This is a genomic window from Streptococcus oralis, from assembly GCF_901543815.1.
Taxonomy (GTDB): domain Bacteria; phylum Bacillota; class Bacilli; order Lactobacillales; family Streptococcaceae; genus Streptococcus; species Streptococcus oralis_CM.
On record NZ_CABEIU010000002.1, the window covers coordinates 1,845,596 to 1,867,560 of the forward strand.

15 protein-coding genes are annotated in these 21,965 nt (G+C 43.9%); 1 reads left to right on the forward strand and 14 read right to left on the reverse strand.

The window, feature by feature from the left end:
- Positions 1-28 precede the first annotated feature (28 nt).
- The 8 genes from FQT28_RS09420 to FQT28_RS09455 all read right to left on the reverse strand — a co-directional run bounded on the left by FQT28_RS09420 (position 29) and on the right by FQT28_RS09455 (position 11,750).
- Positions 29-1,513 (reverse strand): ABC transporter substrate-binding protein, encoded by a 1,485-nt coding sequence (locus FQT28_RS09420; protein ID WP_000800423.1) that lies wholly within the window; start codon positions 1,511-1,513, stop codon positions 29-31.
- Between the two features lie 108 nt (positions 1,514-1,621).
- Positions 1,622-2,545: a carbohydrate ABC transporter permease gene (locus FQT28_RS09425; RefSeq protein ID WP_000818345.1), complete on the reverse strand. Its 924-nt coding sequence runs from the start codon at positions 2,543-2,545 to the stop codon at positions 1,622-1,624.
- A 13-nt stretch (positions 2,546-2,558) separates the two neighbouring features.
- Positions 2,559-3,488: an ABC transporter permease gene (locus FQT28_RS09430; protein WP_084925398.1), complete on the reverse strand. Its 930-nt coding sequence runs from the start codon at positions 3,486-3,488 to the stop codon at positions 2,559-2,561.
- A gap of 206 nt (positions 3,489-3,694) precedes the next feature.
- Entirely contained in the window at positions 3,695-4,813 is a 1,119-nt protein-coding gene (locus FQT28_RS09435) for a DUF4767 domain-containing protein (protein ID WP_132972861.1), read from the reverse strand.
- A 112-nt stretch (positions 4,814-4,925) separates the two neighbouring features.
- Positions 4,926-6,806, reverse strand: a complete 1,881-nt coding sequence (locus FQT28_RS09440) for a beta-N-acetylhexosaminidase (RefSeq protein WP_125453736.1) — start codon at positions 6,804-6,806, stop codon at positions 4,926-4,928.
- Complete coding sequence (locus tag FQT28_RS09445; protein WP_143990016.1) at positions 6,800-7,669, reverse strand: ROK family protein; 870 nt, start codon at positions 7,667-7,669, stop codon at positions 6,800-6,802. The genes FQT28_RS09440 and FQT28_RS09445 overlap by 7 nt, the downstream gene beginning before the upstream one ends.
- Before the next feature lie 99 nt (positions 7,670-7,768).
- On the reverse strand, positions 7,769-10,414 hold the full coding sequence (locus tag FQT28_RS09450) for an alpha-mannosidase (RefSeq protein ID WP_143990017.1): 2,646 nt from the start codon (positions 10,412-10,414) through the stop codon (positions 7,769-7,771).
- Positions 10,415-10,469: 55 nt separating this feature from the next.
- Positions 10,470-11,750 (reverse strand): glycoside hydrolase family 125 protein, encoded by a 1,281-nt coding sequence (locus FQT28_RS09455; RefSeq protein WP_084948245.1) that lies wholly within the window; start codon positions 11,748-11,750, stop codon positions 10,470-10,472.
- A 170-nt stretch (positions 11,751-11,920) separates the two neighbouring features.
- On the opposite strand from FQT28_RS09455, the gene FQT28_RS09460 reads away from it, so the two are divergent.
- On the forward strand, positions 11,921-14,008 hold the full coding sequence (locus FQT28_RS09460; RefSeq protein ID WP_143990018.1) for a GH92 family glycosyl hydrolase: 2,088 nt from the start codon (positions 11,921-11,923) through the stop codon (positions 14,006-14,008).
- 36 nt (positions 14,009-14,044) lie between these two features.
- Here FQT28_RS09460 and FQT28_RS09465 read toward each other — a convergent pair whose 3' ends face one another.
- The 6 genes from FQT28_RS09465 to nt5e form a co-directional block, all read right to left on the reverse strand.
- A complete protein-coding gene (locus FQT28_RS09465) occupies positions 14,045-15,724 on the reverse strand; it encodes an alpha-L-fucosidase (RefSeq protein ID WP_185952383.1) in 1,680 nt (559 codons plus the stop codon).
- A gap of 518 nt (positions 15,725-16,242) precedes the next feature.
- Entirely contained in the window at positions 16,243-17,748 is a 1,506-nt protein-coding gene (adcA, locus tag FQT28_RS09470; RefSeq protein WP_143990020.1) for a zinc ABC transporter substrate-binding lipoprotein AdcA, read from the reverse strand.
- A gap of 9 nt (positions 17,749-17,757) precedes the next feature.
- Entirely contained in the window at positions 17,758-18,564 is an 807-nt protein-coding gene (locus tag FQT28_RS09475) for a metal ABC transporter permease (RefSeq protein WP_139659041.1), read from the reverse strand.
- Positions 18,557-19,261, reverse strand: coding sequence for a metal ABC transporter ATP-binding protein (locus FQT28_RS09480; RefSeq protein WP_001269482.1), 705 nt, complete (start codon positions 19,259-19,261; stop codon positions 18,557-18,559). Before FQT28_RS09480 ends, FQT28_RS09475 begins: the two co-directional genes overlap by 8 nt.
- Positions 19,261-19,701: a zinc-dependent transcriptional regulator AdcR gene (gene adcR / locus FQT28_RS09485; RefSeq protein ID WP_001249328.1), complete on the reverse strand. Its 441-nt coding sequence runs from the start codon at positions 19,699-19,701 to the stop codon at positions 19,261-19,263. The genes FQT28_RS09480 and adcR overlap by 1 nt, the downstream gene beginning before the upstream one ends.
- 147 nt (positions 19,702-19,848) lie before the next feature.
- On the reverse strand, positions 19,849-21,882 hold the full coding sequence (nt5e, locus tag FQT28_RS09490) for a cell surface ecto-5'-nucleotidase Nt5e (protein WP_143990021.1): 2,034 nt from the start codon (positions 21,880-21,882) through the stop codon (positions 19,849-19,851).
- Between the last annotated feature and the right edge of the window lie 83 nt (positions 21,883-21,965).

The window sequence follows — 21,965 nt, forward strand, 5'->3', positions numbered from 1 at the left end:
AGGAATGAATACACGAAATCAATCGATCTTATGATTTTTTGTTTTTCAAGAATTCGTCGTATTGTTTTTGCATTTCGTTCAATACTTTTTCGTAGGCACCTTCAGATTTCAATTTTTCCATCAATTCTGGAATTGCTTTATCTGGGTCTACAGTACCAGTGTTGATAGCTGTATCGAATTGTTGCATTGTGTTAGAAATTGCTGAGATTTCAGATTTCACACTGTCAGTGTTAAAGATGAATCCAAGCGCTGGAGATTCTTTAGCTTCTGCCAATTGTTTCTTAGAATCTTCGATTTGTTGGTCTGTAACGTTTTCGTTGATGTAAAGGATCCAGTTGTTACCAGTGTTCCAACCTGACATGTGAGTGTTTCCTTTGTAAGCATCAAGGACGCGTACACGGTTTTCTTTACCTTCAACTTTTTCCCAGTTCTTACCTTCTGGACCGTAAACAAGACCGTTCAAGAGTTCTGGGTTAGTGTTCAAGAGGTTCAACACTTCCATTGATTTTTCTTTGTTCTTAGAGTTGTTTGAGATGACAAAGTTAGCAACTTGTGTTGTTTGGTTTTTCTTGATAAAGTTAGTGATTGGTTTGATTTGGATGTCTTTGTTAGCAACACGTGAGAGCAAGCTGTTACCGTAGTCAGCTGGTCCTACTGTTTCTTCACGAACGAACCAAGTATCTTGTTGAAGGTCAAATGAAGTATCGCTTGTTGCTACGTCTTTTGGAATGTAGCCAGCTTCATAGAATTTGTGAAGAGTCTTCAAGTGTTCTTTGAAACGAGGTACTTCGTAACGGTTTACGATCTTAGTAGTGTCTCCTTCAAGGTCGATAACGAATGGAAGTCCATTTGGTACTGGGTAGTCAAAGTTATCAGATGGAATAAAGTTCTTCGTAACCGCAAATGGTACTACGTCTGGAGCTTTTTCTTTGATTTGTTTCAAGACTGGTTCAAGTGTTTCGTATGAAGTGACACCTGAAATGTCGATGCCATATTTGGCAAGAAGAGCGCCGTTGAAGGCAAAGTTTTGAGATGATGCAACGTTAGCTGCAACTGGAACAGCATAGATTTTACCGTTTACAGTGTTCCCTTTGATGTAAGCTGGGTCAAGTGCTTTGTAAAGCTCTGCTCCTTCTTTCTTGTACAATTCTGTCAAGTCAGCGTAAGCACCCTTTTGAGCATTTACAACATAGTTATCTGCAAAAGCGATATCGTAGTTTTCACCTGATGATGTGATAACTGACATTTTCTTACCGTAGTCACCCCATCCAAGGTATTGGATATCCAATTTAGCACCAACTTTTTCTTCGATGATTTTGTTGGCATTTTCTAGCAATTCATCCAAGTTGTCTGGTTTGTCACCGATTTGGTACATTTTAAGAACAGGCTTGTCACCTGAAGCTGAGTCAGCAGCTTTTTTGTTGTTACCTGAGAGGTTTCCACAAGCGGCAAGGCTTGCAGCCAAAGCGACTACGCTAGCAGATGCAAAAGCATATTTTTTCCAGTTTTTCATGATAAAAACTCCTTTTTTTATTTTTAAACTTATAAACGATTTAATAATTTGTAACTTCAGTCACTAATATGAAGTTGGGAAGGGAGAAACGGTGTTTCTCAGCAAGCGCTATTCTTTCACACCACCGATGGTCAAACCTTTAACAAAGTAGCGTTGGAAGAATGGGTACAGAATGGCAATCGGAAGGGTTGCAACAACAACCATGGCCATACGACCTGTTTCTTTTGGTAGAGCGACTCCCAGTTGGCCAGATAGGCCGACTGCTTTTGCAATGTAGTCCATATTTTGCTGGATTTGCATGAGCAAATATTGCAATGGATACAAGTTGTCACTCTTGATGTAAAGAAGGGCGTTGAACCAGTCGTTCCAGAAACCAAGAGCTGTCAAAAGCGTGATGGTTGCGATACCTGGAAGTGACAATGGTAAACAGATCTGGAAGAAGATCCGAGCTTCACTGGCACCATCGATACGAGCGGATTCGAGAATAGCTTCTGGAATGGTCTTCTTGAAGAAGGAACGCATCAAGATGATGTTGAATGGTGAGAGAAGCATTGGAACAATCAAGGCCCAAACAGTATCACCAAGTTGGAGCAAACGAGTCACCACGATATAGCCTGGTACCAAACCAGCATTGAACAACATACTAAGAAGGGCAAAGATTGTAAAGAATCTGCGGTACTTAAAGGTTGTCCGTGAGATGGCATAGGCATAAGTTGTCGTGATGAATACGTTGGTCACTGTCCCGACTACTGTTACAAAGACTGAGATAAAGAGCGCTTGGAGAATCTTATCTTTAAACTGAGCCAAGAACTCAAAACCATCTAATCCAAACTGTGATGGGAAAAAGCTATATCCATACTGGAGGATGCTCTTTTCATCTGTCACCGAAATGATAATAACGAAGATAAAGGGCAAGATACAAGAAAGAGCAATCAAACCAGAGATGATACTAAAGAAGATATCTGCTTTCTTACTGAAGGAGTGAATGCCGACATTATCGATTTTTTCTTTTTTAATTTTCTTTTCTGCCATATTCTCCTCCTTTCTAGAACAAAGCTGAGTTTGGATCGACTCGTCTTGCAAGCAAGTTTGATAGGATAACCAGAATTAAACCGACAACGGATTGGTAAAGACCGGCCGCTGAAGCCATACCGATATCTGCTGTCTGAGTCAAACCATTAAAGACATATACGTCCAAAACGTTGGTTACATTGTAAAGCTGACCAGCATTGTGGGGAATTTGATAGAAAAGACCGAAGTCTGCACGGAAGATATTTCCGACTGCAAGGATGGTCAAAACTGTTACAAGCGGAGTCAACTGAGGAATGGTTACGTTGCGAATACGTTGCCACTTGCTAGCCCCGTCCACTGTTGCTGCTTCGTAATAAGTTGGGTCAATTCCCATGATCGTCGCATAGTACATGACACTGCTATATCCAAAGCCTTTCCAAATTCCTAGGAAAAGGAGAAGATATGGCCAAATACCTAAGTCAGCATAGAAGTTGATTTCCTTCATGCCAATGGATGTTAGGAAATGGTTGAAAACCCCTTTGTCAATGTTTAGGAAGGCATCTGTAAAGAAACTGATGATAACCCATGACAAGAAGTAAGGGAACAACATAGACGTTTGGAAAATCTTAACCATTCTCTTAGAGCGAAGCTCACTGAGGATAATGGCAATCCCTACTGATACAATCAAACCGATAAAGATGAAGCCGAGATTGTAAAGAACAGTATTTCGAGTGATGATAAAGGCATCTTTTGAACTAAACAAGAATCTGAAATTATCTAACCCGACCCATTTACTATTCACAATACTATCTATGAAACCATTACTGGTCATATGGTAGTCTTTAAAGGCGACCACATTCCCAAATACTGGAATGTAAAAGAATAGAATCAGCCAGAGAGCCCCTGGTAAAACCATCAAGAGAAAGATCCAGTTATCTCTCAAGGTCTTTGAAAACTTTTTCATAATTTCCTCCCTTTTTATTCCTAAAAACTGATTCTATCGAATTTTTAGGTTTGATAACGATTACATTATTAGTATACTCCTATTTGAAGGTCAGTTTAAACTACTAATTATAGAAAAAACTCCACAAATTATTTTATGTGGAGAAGTTTTTTATAAGAAATAGGTTTCACGAGAAACACTTTGCATACGATAAGTGTATTTCCGCTTTACTGATTGAAAACTTGTTCCAATATTGAGTGATGAAACTCGACAAAATGAACCTGTGCATTTATGATAGCCCCTGATTCGTTTTTCTCAATCTCTGGTCTTCCTTCGGTTTGTAAAAGAGCAGGATTGCCATCCTTGTAGCCAAAGAGAATCACCTCTGTCTCTGCTTCATTCACATAGCAAGCTAGGATATCAAACCGCCCAGAACCTGAACCTGCAATATAGCCATACCATTTAAAAGTATAATTCACCCCATCTACTTGCCCAAATTGCATTATCTGGTCTGGCACTGCAAGTCCATAGTAATTACCATAGGTGTCCAAATTAGTTGACTTGAATCCTTCACCTTTACTATCCGAATAGGATTCCATGGCTGTTTTTATCTTGTCTATTAAAGAACTATTATCTGTATCTGGCTCGCTCTCTGTAGTTACACTTGTTTTTAATAGAAATTCCTTAAAACGTTGCGCTAAATCTGTGTTTTCAGTCTCTTCAAAATTTGCAGTAGGGATAGTTTCCAGTGTCTTATCGGCATGCAAGACCTGTGCTTGCCCATCCTTCAGTGTAAATAGGTAGAAATGTTTGTCCTGATTGTCATAGTAGGCATCCAAAGCCAAGTAGTCATAAGCATTGTCACTCGATACTCCAAAAACATTCCATTTGACGCTTTTCTGAGAGACTGTTGTAGCTTCTAATTTTTTGATTAGTTCATTTTTTTCATCAAAGTTTGCATGCTCTAGTCTATGATAGGACTGCCCCATAGAAGAAGCCCAGCTTGCAAACTCTTCCTCCCACTTTTCAGTATTGTATTGAATTAGCTTCTGAAAATCCAAGTAATTCTTCATAATCAAGGCTTGATCAGTCGGATTAGATAACTCAAGTTCTTCCATGGCTGCAACTGTAGCAGCCATAGGTGACTGAACAGTTGTATCCTTGGATTCTTTTTCGTGCGAAAGAGCCTTTTGATAGGCATCTGCTAAATAGTGAAAATAGTTGGTTGTTTCCTTGGTTTGTTGCTCCCTTGGTATTGACGGACTAGTTGCTCCATCCTCTGTCATTTTATGGCAGGCAGATAAGACTAGCATGCTAGTAGCTAGGACTAGTAGTAGCTTTTTCATGGTCAGACCTCCAAACTATCTTTCTACCTTCATTATACTCCTTCCCTATCTCCAAATCAAAAAACATCTCCATGTATTTAAAAGGAGATGTTTAACTGTTTGTGATAAATGCCTATGTCGTATAAATCGTTGAAGCTGTCGCAATGGTGTGCCACTGATTAGCTGTAGTTGCTGCGAAATCCTTGTCTGCGTAGAAATCAGTAAATGGTAGGATTTCAACTTCTAGCTCATCGATGCGGTCAATCTGATCAGACAGATAAGCTTCGATACGGCTTTCTGCTCGTTTGATACGTTGCAAAAGTCCGCCCATACGGATATCGACTGTATCCAAGCCAAAGACCTTGTTTTCTTTCAACCATTGACGGCTAAAGAGGGCATGGAATTGTTCAATCTCGCTTCTGAGTTTTGGTAATTCTTGTCTGGCGATTTCTTGCAGACTTTCTTTATCGTTTGTTTGGTAGGCCTGACGAATGCGTCGTCCCACATCCACTTTACTGCTTAAAATCTGGTTCAACTGAGCCTGAGTTTCAAAGAGATAAGCATAGTTTCCAGCTTTTTCTTTGATTTCAGCAAGGATCACAGCAGCCTGAGCAAAGTGCGGTTTGTCCTGTTCAGGTGTCATGTGTTGGTCAAGAATTGGGCAGAGAACATCCTGATAAAAGACATAGCGGTTGGGATTGATACCACTGAGATTGTCCGGCAAGTCTGGCAAGAGGTTGGCTAGGTCGATCTGCATGAATTCCTCAACTGATAGACCCGTATTGGTCTTGAAGTGGGCAGACAAACGGTCGAGGTTATTGCGGTAGCTGAGTTCTGCCCAGATTTGCAAACTTGGCAGGATAGAAAACTGGGCAGTTTCCCCACCATTATCCCCCCAACCCGTTACAATGACTTCTTTGATGTCATTAGCACGACAGGCTTTGTTGGCTTCAAGAGCAATAAGACGGCTGAAATGGTTGTTGGGTGTGAAACCGATCCACTTCCAAGCACCACCTGCAAAGGCAAGGTCATGGCTAATCTTGTGATGGTTGCGGAAATTGCGGTTGTATTTTTCCTCGCTATCCTGATAATAATCCCAGTAAACCAAAGTTACACGGTCTTTGAGACGGTCTAGGTAGACACGAGTTTCCTCTGGAATTTCCACATCACGGTCGTACTGGCCATCCGCTGACATGAGTTTGAAGAACATATCACTCCACATCTGGCAGTGGAAACCATACTTGTCTGCAATATCTAGCACGCGCTCCAAGTGTTGACACATGAGGAGACTACGATCTACAACGCCGTTCAAGATAAGGTAGCGTCCCAAACCAACCAAGTGGGCTTCATCCATCCCGATATTGACCTTGCGAGTCTGCAGTTTAGATAGAGTGGCAAACATGCCATCAATCAGGTCATACACCTTTTCTTCGCCGATAAGGAGAATATCCTCCACATCACGGAGTTCTTGCACTTCCTTAACGCCCCATTTGACGAAGGCCGACAAGTGGGCCAAGGTCTGGATGCAAGGCACAAAGGTCATGTCAAACTGCTGGGCGTAGGCTTCTATTTCCTGCAACTCCTCTGCTGAATAGGCGCCACGGAAGTAACCAAAGTAAGGTTGCCCCTCAATCTGATAGGTGTCTTCCATGTAAAGTTCAAAGGTTGAGTAGCCCATGAGAGCCAAGACCTCAATCATCTGCTTGGCAGAAGCCACATTCAGAACCGCATTTCGAGAACAGTCTGCCATGTAGGCCAAATCTTCATAAGCTGCCTGCTCCTCAATCGCTACTTTATCACCTTCTACTAGAGCTGTTGCCAATAAGGACAAGGCGCGGTAAAGTTGGTGAGGTTTGTGATAAGTCAGTTGATAGTGGCCTCCCTCACCCTTGATAGAGATAGAGGCTTGGTCAGACTGAGCGACTGCAACTTCCACATCTGGTAAAGAGATATACTTTGTCAGTAAGTCGATTGCCTGAGTTTGTTTGGGACTAAGTCCTGTAAATGTCACCATTGGTTTTCCTCCTGTAGCCAGTTGACAAGGGCACCGTAGAGATTGGCATCTGCATGATAGGTGCAGGCTTGGATGACAGGTGCGACCGTGTATTCTTCGTAGGTTTCGACAAATTCATCGACAGCCTTTTTGACACCTTGGATGAAGTCTGGATTTTGGCTAATAGAGCCTCCCAGACTAATGACATCTGGGTCGATGAGATACTGAATATTGAGCAAACCTTGCGCCAGATTACGGTTCATGCGCAAAATAGCTTCTTGACAAAGAGCATTACCAGCTGCGGCCTCTTGGTAAATCTTGCGTCCGTCCCAGTCAGTCTGACCAGATTTTTCAATCACGTATCGCACCATATTTCCAGTTGACGCTAGTTGCGACCAGTTGTTGAGCTTTTCTGCTGGTGCAATGGTTGTCATGTAGCCAAACTCTCCTCCCAAGCCGTGGCGACCTCGGTGAAGCTTGCCATTGATAATCATGGCGCCGCCGATTCCTGTACCAATCACGACACAGGCTGCATTTTCAATTTCTGGGTGAGCTAGCAATTCACTAAGCCCAACACAGTTGGCATCATTTTCTAGATGGACAGGTAGCTGATGATGAGCAAGTGCCTCATACCAAGAAAAGCCATGAATATAAGGTACGGCACTGATTCCCTCAATCACACCTGTTTCTTGATTAACCGCGCCTGGAACGCTCATAGCGATCCCACTATAATCTTGCTCTGACAAGCGTTGGTCTAGCCAAGTCAGTAAATCTTCCAAACTCTCTGGCGTTGGAGTACTTGTCTTATCTAGTATTTTTCCATCAGGAGTCAGACTGGCAAACTTAATCCCAGTCCCTCCGATATCAATGGTTGCAATGATCATTGTTCTTTACCGTAAAAAGGGGCGAATCAGTAGTTAGTCCTTACTCTTTCGCCCCTCCTTTCTATCTCATAGTATTAGTTATCAAACACTTTAAAACTGTTAAATGTCTTCTTTTTTGATTAATTCTGTGCGAATCTCTTGTGGTGCTAAGAGTCCTGAATGAACCGGATAAGGTCGCTCAAGTAAGTCCAAAATGGTTTGTTGGTGTTCTGATATACGCACATTTTCTTGACTCATATTGTAGTAACGAAGTACATATCCTTCTTCATTTTCAGCTACCTTAAAGGCTGTTGGACAGACTTGTGGCAAGTTGAGCGCCGCATGGCTCAAGAGACTGCCAGTCGCTGCAACACTTCCTTCTTGTTTAGCAACTTGAAGACTAGTGAATGGTGTTTGGAAGGCTTTGGCACGACGGAAGGCTGAGAAGCGTTCTTGGGCTTGGTGGCATTCAAGTGTAAACTCGACTTCAAACTCACGCAAGCATTGAGCTTCTGGTGTTGGGAAGTAACCCCAGTCACCTAACTCACCTGAGGCACGAAGAATGGTCACTGCAATGGTGTCATCTCCAAGGATTTCATACTCGTGCAATCCTTTATTGGCCACTGTCACCCCTTTTTCATCGTCATACAGACTAACAAAGGCCTGTTGGTGTTGTGGATTTTCAGGATTTTCCCAAGAAGCAGCTGGTTTGTTTGGTCGTGTCACCACCTCATAGATGCTCTCAGAGTCATTGCTTGGACGTGTGTTATGTGTCTTAACCAAGAGACGGATACGGTGATCCTTGGCTGTGTTAGTAAAGCGAGTCTTGAAACGAATTTGTGGATTGTCAACAAAGACGGTCATCTCTGTTTCCAGAGGAAGGGTTGTCAATTCTTTTGAGCGCCCAGCTTCACGCGTCATAAACTCGATGATACCTCTCTGCTCCGCATCCAATTTTTCGTCTGCACTTACTGGAATTGTCAATTCATGCTTAAGCAAGATTTTAGCAAAACGAGCTGTATTTTCCAAGACCTCATAACCTGTCAACTCTGCGTAAATAGGCTCTGTTCCTTTTGGTTGGAAATAGATGTACTCATTTCCGATGTCCCCACGGTCTTCAAAGCGAACAACATCTTCATAAGCTTCATGAGTTGTCTTGTCGTAGACTGTGATATTTTCATCCACACTTACTGTTACAAATGGCGTATCAATCACTCCATTTTGGTAAATACCGTCACGGTGTTCTTGTTCTCCCTCAAGCAATTGGAAGGTTGTCCAAGAAAGTGGTGCCAGATGAACAGGTACTGTCACGCGCACTTGACGAGCGATACGAGCCTGACGGAACTTGTCTTTTGGCAAATCATACTCAAAATTAGCTCCCAGATCTTCGATTTTCGCTTCTACAGCATGCCCTTCCAAGTCTTCGACACGGTAGCTTGGCAAGGTCAAGGCTGCCATCTTCTTATAGCCTTCTGTTGGGTGCAATTCTTTGAAATCACAAGTCGCTACATCAATCACGGTGCTGACTGTATCAACCTTGTCATGCAAGCCTGTGTTAATGACGGTAAAGAGATGGTCGCTTTGGGCTTCGTGGGTTGCGATTTTACCCTTCCATTCGTTGAGAAGGTTGGTCTTAACAAAGTTTCCGACTTGGCTGACCTTGGCAAAACGTGTCTCCATCTCACGGTGAACCTCGTCCACGCTACAGCCACAGATACTATCATGCGGAGCATTTTGTAGAAGAACTTTCCAAGCATAGGTCAACTGGTCCTTGTGGTTGTGGCCACCAGTGATGACAGTCAATGGCTCCACCACTTGTTCTAGGAGGTTGCTATTTTCTTGGAAGGCTTGTTTGAGGTAAATGCGTGATGAAGAAGTATTAGCAAGCGTGTACCAACCATCTGTTTCCTGACTTGTCAACTCACCTGTAACCGTTGATAGCTGCTCTGGTAGAGCACTTTCTACTGCGTGGACATAGTCATCAAAGGAACTATGAACAAAAGTCACATCTGGGAAGAGTTCATTGGCCACACGAATGGCCTCACTCAGATTTCGCTGTACAGGCTGGTGGTCACATCCGTTCATCATCAACCACTGGTTGGTCGAAGCATAGTCACGCACGTCTGACAATTTTTGTTTCCAGAAGGTTAGGGCCTCATCCTTATCAACAGGGATTTCATTTCCATTACTGTACCAGTTGGCAAAGAGGATACCGAGGACACGACTTCCGTCTGCACCCTGCCAGTACATTTCTGAAAACTGGGAAGTAAACTGCTCATCTTCGAGGACTTGGTTGTCAAATCCAATCGGCTTCACACCACGACCAAAGGCTGCCACGTGAATGCCTGATTTTTGAAGGATTTGAGGCGCTTGTCCCATATTTCCAAAGGTATCTGGGAAGTAACCAATCTGGGTTGATTTGCCCCATTTTGCACATTCTGCTTGACCAATCAAGGTATTGCGGACGTTGGCTTCGCTGGAAATCAAGTAATCATCCTGCAAGATGTAAAAGGGACCAATTTTGAGTTTGCCTTCGTCAATGTAACGTTGGACTTTGTCGCGATTTTCAGGGCGAATTTCCAAGTAGTCATCCAGGACAATGGTTTGTCCATCCAAGTGGAAACTCTTGAACTCAGGGTCATTTTCAAAGAGATCAAAGAGATTGTCAAACAATTCCACCAACTGCATCCGGTGGCTTTCAAAAGGCAAGTACCACTCACGGTCCCAGTGACTATGTGAGATAATATGTACAACAACATTTTCCATGAAGTAAAACCTCATTCTAACTTAAATTTTTATTTCTATCTAACTAAAGAACTGATTAGCGGATATCCAAGTAATCCAAGACCAACTCACAGAACATCATATTGGCCCAAGAGAACCATTCACGTGAGTAAAGCGTTGGGTCATCCACGTGGAAGCTTTCGTGCATAACACCTGTTCCACCATCGCAGGCAACCAGCTGATCGAGCAAGAATTTTTTCTCTGCCTTATCACTTGTTGTCAAGCCTTGGATAGAAAGGGCAATCGGCCAGATATAGCGATAGAAGGTATGAGAACTTCCGAGACCACTAGCGTATTTCCCTTGATAGAAGTATGGATTTTCAGGACTTAGAATGGTCCGACGAGTTGCTTGATACACTTCATCGTCAATATCGCAGTAGCCTAGATAAGGCGCCGCCAACAAACTTGGTACGTTTGGATCATCCATGATGCTAGCATTTCCTAGGCCATCCACTTCAAAGGCGTAAATCTTTTCACCCTTGCTGTTGGTTGTATAGGCATAGTTTTCGATGCCTTCTTGGATTTCAGCCTGGAGACGCTTAGCGTCTACGATAATACTCTCGCTATCAGCCAAGTTTAATTCTGCAAAGATTTCTTGGACATAACCCAAGACAACTACAGCAAACATATTGGACGGAATCAAATAGCTATACTGACAGCAGTCATCACTCGGGCGAAAGGCTGACCAGGTCATACCAGTCACTGCAAAGTCAGATCCAAAGCCATCATTTACTAAGGTATCTTCTTTTCGATCTGTGTCGCGGACAAAACGATAAGGAGAGTTCTTGTGGTCTTGCTCTACTGTCCAGAGATGAAGTATTTCCTTGGTCGCTGCGACAAAAGTCTCATCAAACTGACTGGTCTCGCCAGTCTCTTTCCAAAGGAGATAAGCCAGCTGCAAAGGATAACAAAGCGAGTCCACCTCGTACTTGCGTTCCCAAATCCAGCCATTAAGCTCTGTGTGGTCAGTCTCGTGGTGGCCCTTCCAGTTTTCCTCAATGTTGAAGGAGTTGGCATAAGGATCCTTGAGAATCAGGGTCATTTGACGTTTAACCAAACCTGCAATGGTCTGGCGCAAGAGAGGATCTCTTTTAGCCACATGAAGGTAAGGTCGTAGCTGGGCCGTTGAATCCCGAAGCCACATGGCAGGAATATCCCCAGTCAAGACAAAAGTTGAACCATCTTCTAGAATCTCGACCGTATTGTCCAAAGTGTCTGTGTAGCAACGCTCGAAGACATCCACCCACTCCGGATGGTCCTTGGTCCGCTCCGCTACTTCATCTAGCCATTCTCTAACAATTTCTTTTGAATAAATCATCGTGCAGTTTCCTCTTTCAAACAAGTTTCATGTTCAGTATATAGTTTTTGAGACAGAAAATACATACACAAATGATAGTCATTTTTCTACAAAATTGCTTACTTTCGACCCCCATATCTAAAGGCCTCATTTTTCTGATATAATGTAGAAAAACAGCTAAAGGAAAGATTATGAAACCACTACTTGAAACCATCGATACCCGCTTTGGGACTGCTAGCAAGCATGCCTTTTCTCGGGGAAATACCCTGCCTTACACAGGCGTTCCTTTTGGGATGAATTATTTTGTCCCCCAGACCAGCGACCAGGATGGATCTTGGTTTTTCGATCCGCATCTGCCCATTTTTCAGGGGATTCGATTAACCCATCAGCCCAGTCCTTGGATTGGCGAATATTCTTGGCTCCTTCTGACACCTGTCACCGGTCAACTGGGCGGAGATAGCCTCTTTCACCGCCAGTCTTCTTATGATATAGATAAAGCTTGCTTCCAGCCTCACTATTTGAAACTCTTTTCTCTGCGCTATCAGATTGAAACCCGGCTCACACCGACTTGCTACGGCGCTTCTATTCGTTTGGAGCAAAAGCAAGGGAAAGCCCTCTCCCTCTATCTTCACACAGCAGATGAACTGACAGTCGAGCAAGTAGATAAGCGGACTCTAGCCCTGAGACAAGAAGGGAAAACTGAGACTAACAAAAATCTACTAACTATGTTCACTGCCCTGCAAATGAATACGGATATTCTTGCTGTCAGCCAAGAAGGTGGAGACTGGCGAATTGACCTAGCAGATGGTCATGCCGAGATTCGGCTAGCGGCTTCTTTCATCTCCCCTTCTCAGGCTCTGCTTAATCTACCTCAGAAGGACTTTGATAGCTGTAAAGCAAGTGCCCAAGCAGACTGGGAAAATCTCCTCCATCGTTTTGATGTGCTGGAAACAGGAGAAGCTGACCGAACCTTCTTTGATCACTGCCTCTACAGACTCTTCCTCTTCCCACAGACATTTTATGAGGTTGATGAATCAGGACAAGCCATCCACATGGATCTGGCTACTGGTACTGTCAAGCACGGTGTCCTCTTTAGCAACAATGGTTTCTGGGATACCTTCCGAACTACATTTCCCCTCTTTGCCCTTATCATACCAGAACACTATCACCGCTTTTTAGAGGGTTTCCTCAATAGCTACCGCGATACTGGATTCCTTCCAAAATGGCTGGCTCCAGACGAGCGTGGTATGATGCCTGGTACCCTGTTAGACGGTATTATAGCAGATAGCGCCTGCATGGACATGGCTACCGACTTGGAAGAAGAACTCCTCCAAGCCATGCTTGAAACAGCAACCAAATCCGATCCTCTCGGCATCAATGGTCGTCACGGACTAGCCCAATACCAAGAACTTGGCTACCTCTCTACCGACCACCACGAAAGCGTCAGCCATACCCTAGACTATGCCTATAGCGACTTTTGTATCGCTAGCTGTGCCGAAAAACTAGGTCAGAATGATATCGCGGAAACTTATAGAACTGCTTCACAAAATTACCGCCATCTATTTGACGCTGAGACAGGTTACATGCGAGCGCGAGACAGCCAAGGCAACTTCCGCCCCGACTTCTCTCCTTATAGTTGGGGACGCGACTACGCCGAATGCTCTGCCATTCAAGCGACTTTAGGCGTCCTCCACGACATCCCAGGCTTAATCCAACTTATGGGTGGAAAAGAAACCTTTAGCAACTATCTTTTGAAATCCTGTCAGGGCGCTCCTCTCTTTGAAACCACCGGCTATGGTTACGAAATTCATGAAATGAGCGAGATGGCTACCGCTCCTTTTGGGCAAATCGCCATTTCAAACCAACCTAGTTTCCACATTCCTTATCTCTTTCGCTACAGCGACCACCCTGACTATACCGCTCTACTCATCAAGACTCTGCGTCAGAAAGCCTTTCACCCAAGCTGGCAAGCCTATCCTGGCGATGAAGACAATGGTAGTCTCTCTGCTTGGTACATCTGGTCGGCTCTCGGATTCTATCCGACCTGTCCGGGCAAGCCCAGCTACGATATCGGAATCCCTCTCTTTGACCGCCTCCGTATCTTCCTGGCTAAGGAAAATAAATGGCTGGATATACATGCCGAGCAAAACTACAGCCATTTCAACTTTGTCAAAGAATGCCGATTGGACAAGTCCCCAGTATCTAGCATTCAACACCAAGACCTCTTGAAAGCTGAGCAACTGACCTTTACACTTAGCTGGTTGCCAAGTCACTCATAACCAAAAGAACCTTTGCATGACGCAAAGGTTCTTCTTTTATGAAACTTGTACTTGAAGCCGGTCAATAAGCTGCCCATCTACCGTCAAATTCAGATAAAAATCTAAGCTTTTATCTCCTGAAAAATACAAGGTTGGTAGCGTCAGCCTTTTTTCAGTCTCGCCAACTTGAAACGCAAGGAATTGAATCTCGTCCCGATAAGCGACACCATGCACACCCGTCCCTGGTTGAATCGAAATCTTAGCTTCTAAAGGACTGCTAGATTCTCTGCGCTTCACTGTAAAGTGGACATTTTCTCCCTTGGTCACAGCTAGACTTTTTTCTGAAAACTCTAGTTGCTGAACAGTTTCTTTTTTCGACAAGGTAGGTGTTTTATAGAGTGAAATCATGGTCAACAAAGGCAAAGCCTGTGCCTCTGTAATGGTCACGCGTATCTTCTGCGCCTCAACGACTGATCCTCGTAAGAGACGTTTGTAGCCAACAGTATAACCAGAGCCAAACTCCTGCCATACACCATCCAACTCTACCTGAACATGGAAAGCAGCGATGCGTTGCCCCAACTTCAAATCTTCTCTTAACTCAATCACATCAAAAGTTTTAGGTGATCCTAAATCGAGCTCTAATTGGATTGGCAACTCTGCATCACTTGCCCAAGAACTAGCCTCCAGTCCATCTGTCATATGATGACCGGCATAGTCTGGTGATAGAGCAGGGCCAGATACCTTAGCTCCCAAAGCCAAATCTTCTTTATATAGCTCGTCACGGTAGGTAGCAAATTCATAGAGACGCTGGATATCCTTTTCGTCAAAGAGGCCATCTTGATTCGGTGGGATATTAAGCAAGAGTGGGGTTCCCCGCCCTACCGAGTGAAAGTAGATTTCGACCAACTCCTCAAGAGACTTAGGGTCCTGATCCTCATGGTAAAACCAGCCCGGCCGAAGAGAAACATCTGCCTCACCGATTGAAAATAGCGTCCCAAAGGGGTCTCCGTGCTGTAGATAATCTAATTCCGCCTCTGTCCCCAACTGGTCTGGCTTGACTTTTTGCCACAAGGGATCCCCTGCATAGCCTCGTTCATTGCCAATCCAGCGAATACTGGTCCCTTCAGTTGAGAAAATCAAACAATCGCCCTGCAAGTCACGAATGGTTTCAAACCAAGTCTCAAATTCATAGTTGACTTTTTGGGCCCCTTCGCCTCGAGCACCATCCATCCACACCTCAGCAAACTTCCCAGCATTGCCATAAGCAGGATTTGACAAGATTTCCTTCAATTGAGCCAGATAGTAGGCATTGTAGTCCGCTTCTTGGCCCACGTAATAGAGGGGGCTGTGAGCATCCCAAGGAGACAAATACACTCCCATGTCCATGTCAAACTCAGTTACAGCTTTGGAAACCTCAAGGAGCAAGTCCCCCTTTCCATCCCTCCAAGGGCTAGCCTTGACCGAATAATCTGTATGGGCCGTCGGGTAGAGGACAAAACCATCGTGGTGCTTAACCACCAAAATCAGTTTTTTAAAACCCGTTTCTTTGAGTACCCGAACCCATTCACGCGCATCCAACTTGGTCGGGTTAAAACGCTTGGGATCCTCTTGCCCACTTCCCCATTCTTGGTCATAAAAGGTATTGGGGCCAAAATGGATAAAGGCAGCTAGTTCATCCTCTAAATAAGCTAGCTGGGCCTGACTTGGCAATGGTCCATGTGGTTTTATTGTCGTCATCATCTCATATCTCTTTCTCTTGTTAACAAAGTTATCCACACGTTGTGGATAAGAAAACATGCCTAAAAACTAGGTTTTTCAGTCTCTAGCTCACCTATTGCCCTAAACATACCTTTGTCAAACAGCTCTGTACTAGGGTTTCTACTAGCTCTCTAGTAAGTTGCTAATATACGGAACTATTATCAGGATACTTCAACACCCTGAGTTGTATGTCATTTCCTCCTAGACTTATCCACAGACTGTGAATAAACTATTGTTCTAGACTGCTCTCTCTTTGACTATAACAAAAAGCGATAGCAGCGTCAACAAGACTAAAATCCCTTCCTAAATCCCCTGAAAAGATTCTATAATTTGTACAATCGTAGCTTTTGCATTCGCCAGCTAGTTAGAATCAGTCAGTAGAAAATGAACTTTATCACATTGTGAACAGCACAGCTGTGGTACTATTGCGCCCACAACCTACTCAGATAATCGTTTCTAACAAAAAATCCCGCAGATTTGCGGGATTCTCTCTTGCATCAATGCGCCAACATTTCTTGGGCGATTTCTTGGCCAGATAGGTTATCTGGGTAGTAGGTTGGCCAGTTATCCATCTCTTCAAAGAGGGCTTCTTGGCTAGTACCTCCAAAGAAGATATGGAAATGTTCTGCCTTAACTGGGGCGATATTGTGGTCGCTAAACTGAACATACTTGAACTGTCCAGCGTCCGCATCTGTCGCTTCAAAGAGGAAGCGCACGCCACGATTGCCTTTCTTATAAGTCAAGATTTTCTTGCCAACATACTTGTAGGTGAATTTCTTGCTTTGACCACCTTGAACAAACTCCATAGTGTTATCAGTAATGTTGATCTTAGTCACATCTGTCTGATAGCCTTTTCTATAGTAGGCCTTGTACTCATCCTTGGTCATCTTACCAGTCAACTTAGCCTTGTAGTCAAAGACTTGATCGAAGGTTCCATCTTCAAGGAAAGGATAGACCGACTGCCAGTTGCCTACATAGTCACCCAAGGTGCGGTCCTTGACGTCAGCATCCTCAAAGTAACCATTTTGAACTGTCTTGGTGTTTTCTTCCTTCTCTGGCTCGATTTCTGGTCCTTCTTGGTCTGTTGTTTGTTTCAAAGCTTTGAGGTTTTTCTCCATCACGGAGATATAGTCCTCACCAGCCTTGGTTGCTTCTTCTGTCAGACTCTCTAGCGGATTGAGTACGTCTAGTTTGACGCCCGTTTCTTTTGAAAGTGTATTGGCTAGGGCTTGTGAGGCATTTTCTTCAAAGTAGATATAGGAAATCTTGTTTTTCTTGATATACTCTGTCAATTCTGCCAAACGTGCTGCCGATGGTTCTGCATCTGGTGAGAGACCTGAGATGGATACTTGCTTGAGACCGTAGTCCAAGGCAAGGTAGTTAAAGGCAGCGTGCTGGGTCACAAAGCTCTTTTGTTTGGCTTGAGACAAGCCATCTGTGTAGGCCTTGTCCAAGGCTTGCAATTTTTCAATATAGGCAGCTGCATTCTTTTCAAAAGTCTCTTTTTTATCAGGATAATCTGCTGACAAGCTATCACGGATGTGTTCTACTAGTCTAATAGCACGAACTGGTGATAACCAAACGTGGGGATCGTACTCATGGTGATGACCTTCTTCCCCATGGTCATGGTCTCCCTCTTCTTCCTCACCACCTGGCAAGAGGAGCATATCACCTGTCGCCTTGATGGTTTTCACTTTTTTCTTATCCAAGGATTCTAGCAATTTTGGAACCCAAGTTTCCATATTTTCATTTTCATAGACAAAGGTATCTGCGTCTTGGATTTTGGCAACTGCCTTGGCAGACGGTTCGTATTCGTGAGGTTCTGTACCAGCACCGATTAGGAGTTCTACATTAGCAGTATCTCCTGCGACTTGCTTGGTAAATTCGTAGACAGGGTAAAAGGTTGTCACGATATTTAGTTTCCCATCTGCCTGTTTTTGATTGGAACAAGCCACTAAAAACAGGGCACATAGACTAGCTAGTAGTAAGCTAATTTTTTTCATTTCATTCTCCTATTTGATAAAACGTTTCAGTAGACTGACTAACAAAAAGACAGCTACAAAGATAATGGTGATACTAGCGCTGGCAGGTGTTTCCGCATAGTAGGAAATATAAAGTCCTGCCACCATTCCCAAAAAGCCAATAGCACTGGCTAGCAACATAACGGATTTAAAGTTTTTCCCCAGACGAAGGGCAATACTAGCCGGCAAGACCATAATGGTCGACACCAGAAGGGCTCCTGCTGCTGGAATCATAAGGGCAATGGCCACCCCTGTCACCATGTTAAAGAGGATGGACATAGTACGAACTGGAAGTCCATCTACAAAGGCCGTATCCTCATCAAAAGTCAGGATGTACATGGGACGTAAGAATAAGAAAGTCAAGAGTAAAACAACCGCCGCAATGGCAAAGAGGAAAATCACCTGCTCCTGGCTAATGGTTACAATCGAACCAAAGAGATATTGATCCAGACTCATAGAACTCGAACTTTTCCCCTTACTCATCACGATAAGGGAGACTGCAAGCCCTGTCGACATGAGGATGGCAGTCCCGATTTCCATAAAGTTCTTGTAAACCGTACGCAGATACTCCAGAAAGACCGCAGCGATCAAGACAATGACAATGGTTGAAATAGTTGGAGAAATCCCCAAAACCAGACCAAAGGCTACCCCTGATAGAGAAACGTGACTGAGGGTATCGCTCATGAGACTCTGACGACGTAAGATAAGGAAGGTCCCAAGAACTGGAGAAAAGAGACTCATGGCAATGACCGCCAAGAAGGCACGCTGCATAAAGTCATAAGATAACAAACTAAGCATGGTCTACCTCCTGGTCGCTTTCGTGAACGTTGAAACAACGCCATGGCGAGTCTTGGTTACGGACTAGATGAATATTGCGATCCGCATAGTCCTTGACCTCCTCAGGATCATGGGTAATCATCAAAACAGCCTTGCCATGATGGTGGGCACTATGGTGCATGAGTTCGTAAAATTCATTTTTGCTTCCAGCATCCATCCCTGTCGTCGGCTCATCCAAGACAAAGATATCTGGGTCAGAAGCAAACATCCGAGCAATCACTGCTCGTTGCTTTTGCCCCCCAGAGAGGGAGCCAATTCGTTTGTCACGGTGTTCCCACATACCAACCGAGTCTAGACTGGCCTTGATATGTTCCTCATCATGAGCATTTAAGCGACGGAACCAGCCCTTTCGCGGATAGCGACCCGACTTGACAAATTCATAAACCGTACTTGGAAAGCCAGCATTAAAACTGGCTATCTGCTGGGGAAGATAAGCTATCCTTAGCTTTTTTCCATGAGTATTTGTCTTTGAGATGGTTACCTTGCCAAATCTTGGCTGCAAGATGCCTAGACTCGCCTTGATCAGCGTTGTCTTGGCAGCCCCATTTTCACCAGTCAGGGTGACAAACTCCCCACTATCAACACTGTAGTTGATATGCTCGAGGACAGGTTCCTTGTCATAATAGAAAGACAAGTCCTCTACTGTAATATACCGCATTATTTGATTTCTCCTACTAAAGCAGTTAAAAACCGCTGGATAACTTCTTGTTCATTTGGAGTAAACTGACTTGCCACTTGTTCATAGGCTAAGAGCGTGTGTTCATGATGATGGTGGTGTTCCTCTGCCACTGGTCGAGCCAGCTCTGTCAGTTGGTAAAAAATCACACGCGCATCCTTTGGATCTCTGGATGTCTCTAACATGCCCTCTTTGACCAAAGACTTGATAGCCTTGGTCACTGCCGCCTGACTAACGTTAAGACGACGGGCCAACTCCGAGTTGGTTAGGGATTCTTCTGACAAGAGCATGAGGATGTGTTCCTGAGTATTGGTCAAGGCTACGTCACTCGTGCAATGCCCGATTAGAATTTCATGCTGGTTCTCAGATCTCAAGATCACCTCGTTTAAAAAGTTATCGATTTCCTGTGCAAGCTGTCTCATGTGTTACTCCTTCCCTAGCTATCTTTTCGTAAAAAACATAGATAGCCACCGATTCTTTACTGGTTAATTATATCATAAACCAAAAAAGAGTCAAGGGAAAAAGGCGTAAAAACGTTTCCCTAGACTCTTCTAGATGTAAAATTTAACCTATTTTTGCTTTGGTTTTCGACTCGATAAGATACCTGCCAAACCAGCTACCATTCCCATCAAGAGCAAGAAGATGGACTGTTCGCTTCCTGTATTTGGGAGGGCTTTTTCTGAGACAACTGCTTTCTTGCTAAATTGACCTGCCACCTCATAAGTCAGTGGCACATTTGTAGTCGCATCATTAGCAGCCGCATTCGTTTGAGGTGTTTCTACTGGCAGACTAAAGGTTGTAGAATCCACAGAAATCGTCCGTGAGTTCGGGTTGATCTTTTCATACTGGGTCAAATCAGCAGTTTTCAGATACTCTTCAAAGGCTGCATCCATAGAAGGACCTTCTTCACGCGCGCCACCTAACATCGTGTAGCCATCACCACCTGCAGCTAGGAAATCATTGGTTGCAAGATAGTAGGTTTTTGCAAGGTCTAGAAGATCATAACGACCAGTCGCACGGTTTTTAACCTGGATAGCCAAGACACGTTTGCCTGATGGTAGGTTGGTATCATAGTAGACCTTCACACCTGAAACTTGCAAGAAACCACCACTTGGCTCTAACAATGGTTGCCCGTTCTCATCCAAGACCTTCTTGCCATCCTTATCGACCTGCAAGATAGATCCGAGTGATTTTTCAAACATATCCAATACTTGTTGCCCAGTCACTTGGATTTGTGAGATGGTATTTCCAAATGGAAGAACGGCAATGACATTTCCTTTAGTGATCGGTTTGCCTTTTGCAATGGTTTCACGCAAGCCACCACCATTTGTCACAGCGATGTCTGTCGGATGGCTAAATCCTGTTTGACCATACTGATAGAGGGAGTCTGCTACGACGTTTCCGAGGTTGGTTTCACGAACTCGAACATTTTCACGATCACCGTTGAGCTCTACAGGGCTGTTTGAGACGACTTCAACAGCATTTTCAGCGTCGTATTTTTGTTTAATATCTTTGACTAGTTTTTCAACTGTAGGATTAGCTGGTAATTTTTTAGCATCAGCAGCTGCAATCAACGTAGGATTGCCCAAAAGCTGACGTGATTTGTAGATAACTTTCCCAACATTATGAAGGTAGCTTCCTGTTTGGTTATAAGTAACATTGTCGCCATAAGTTGTGGAAGCTACTGTGTGAGAATGTCCATCAATAACCGTCACACGTTTGCCTTTGAGACGAGGATTTTTAGATAGAGCTTCTGCCAAGGTTGAACCACGCCACTCAACTGGAGTTGTGGTATCTACACCCAAGTGAGCGAGCACAACATAGTGTTTGTAGTCTTTACCTTCTGCATGCGCCTTGGCTTGAACTTCTTCGATGACCTTATTGACTTCAGAGATTGGATCTGTAAAAGTTACCCCTTTGACATTTTTAGGGTGGGTTTTTGTAGCAGTTTCAGGTGTCGTCACACCGATTACAACAAACTCATCACCTTCCACAGTCTTATCTTTATCAACGATTGTAGAAGCTTCAAAAAGACGAGCGCCATTGACATAGGTATTTGAGCTAAGTAATGGGAATTTCAAGATTTCCTTGTATTTTTTAACTTCATCAAGACCAAAGTCAAACTCATGGTTTCCTACTGCCATGGCATCATACTGCATCTGATTGAGAATTTCAGCACGCGCTTCACCCTTAGTAGAGTTGGAAATCGGTAAACCTTGGAAAGCGTCTCCCGCATCAACAACCAGCGTATTTTGATTTGATTTCGCACGTTCCTGCTCAATGACAGTCGCTAACTTGGCATCTCCAATTACTCCTTTTTCCTCTACAATACGACCATGGACATCATTGGTGTGTAAGATAACGGTATCCTTTTCTTCGCTTTTAGTAGATTCAGCAGGAGCTGACGGAGCTTCTGCAGGTGCAACTGCTTCTGAAGTTGCCGAAGTTTCCGGTACCGCAGGGCTCTCAACAGGAGCTGGAGTCGCTATAACAGCTGAACTTTCTGCAGGAGTTGTTGCTTCCTCAGCATAGACTTGTCCAGCTAAAAAAGCTGGAGCTAATAGAGCTGTCGACAAGACAGGTAACAAAGAGCGTTTATTCATTTTGAAATCCTTTTCTTTTCTTTTTTCCTTTATATTATACGATATTTCTATAAAAAATAAAACTTTTGACTGGTTTTTATATA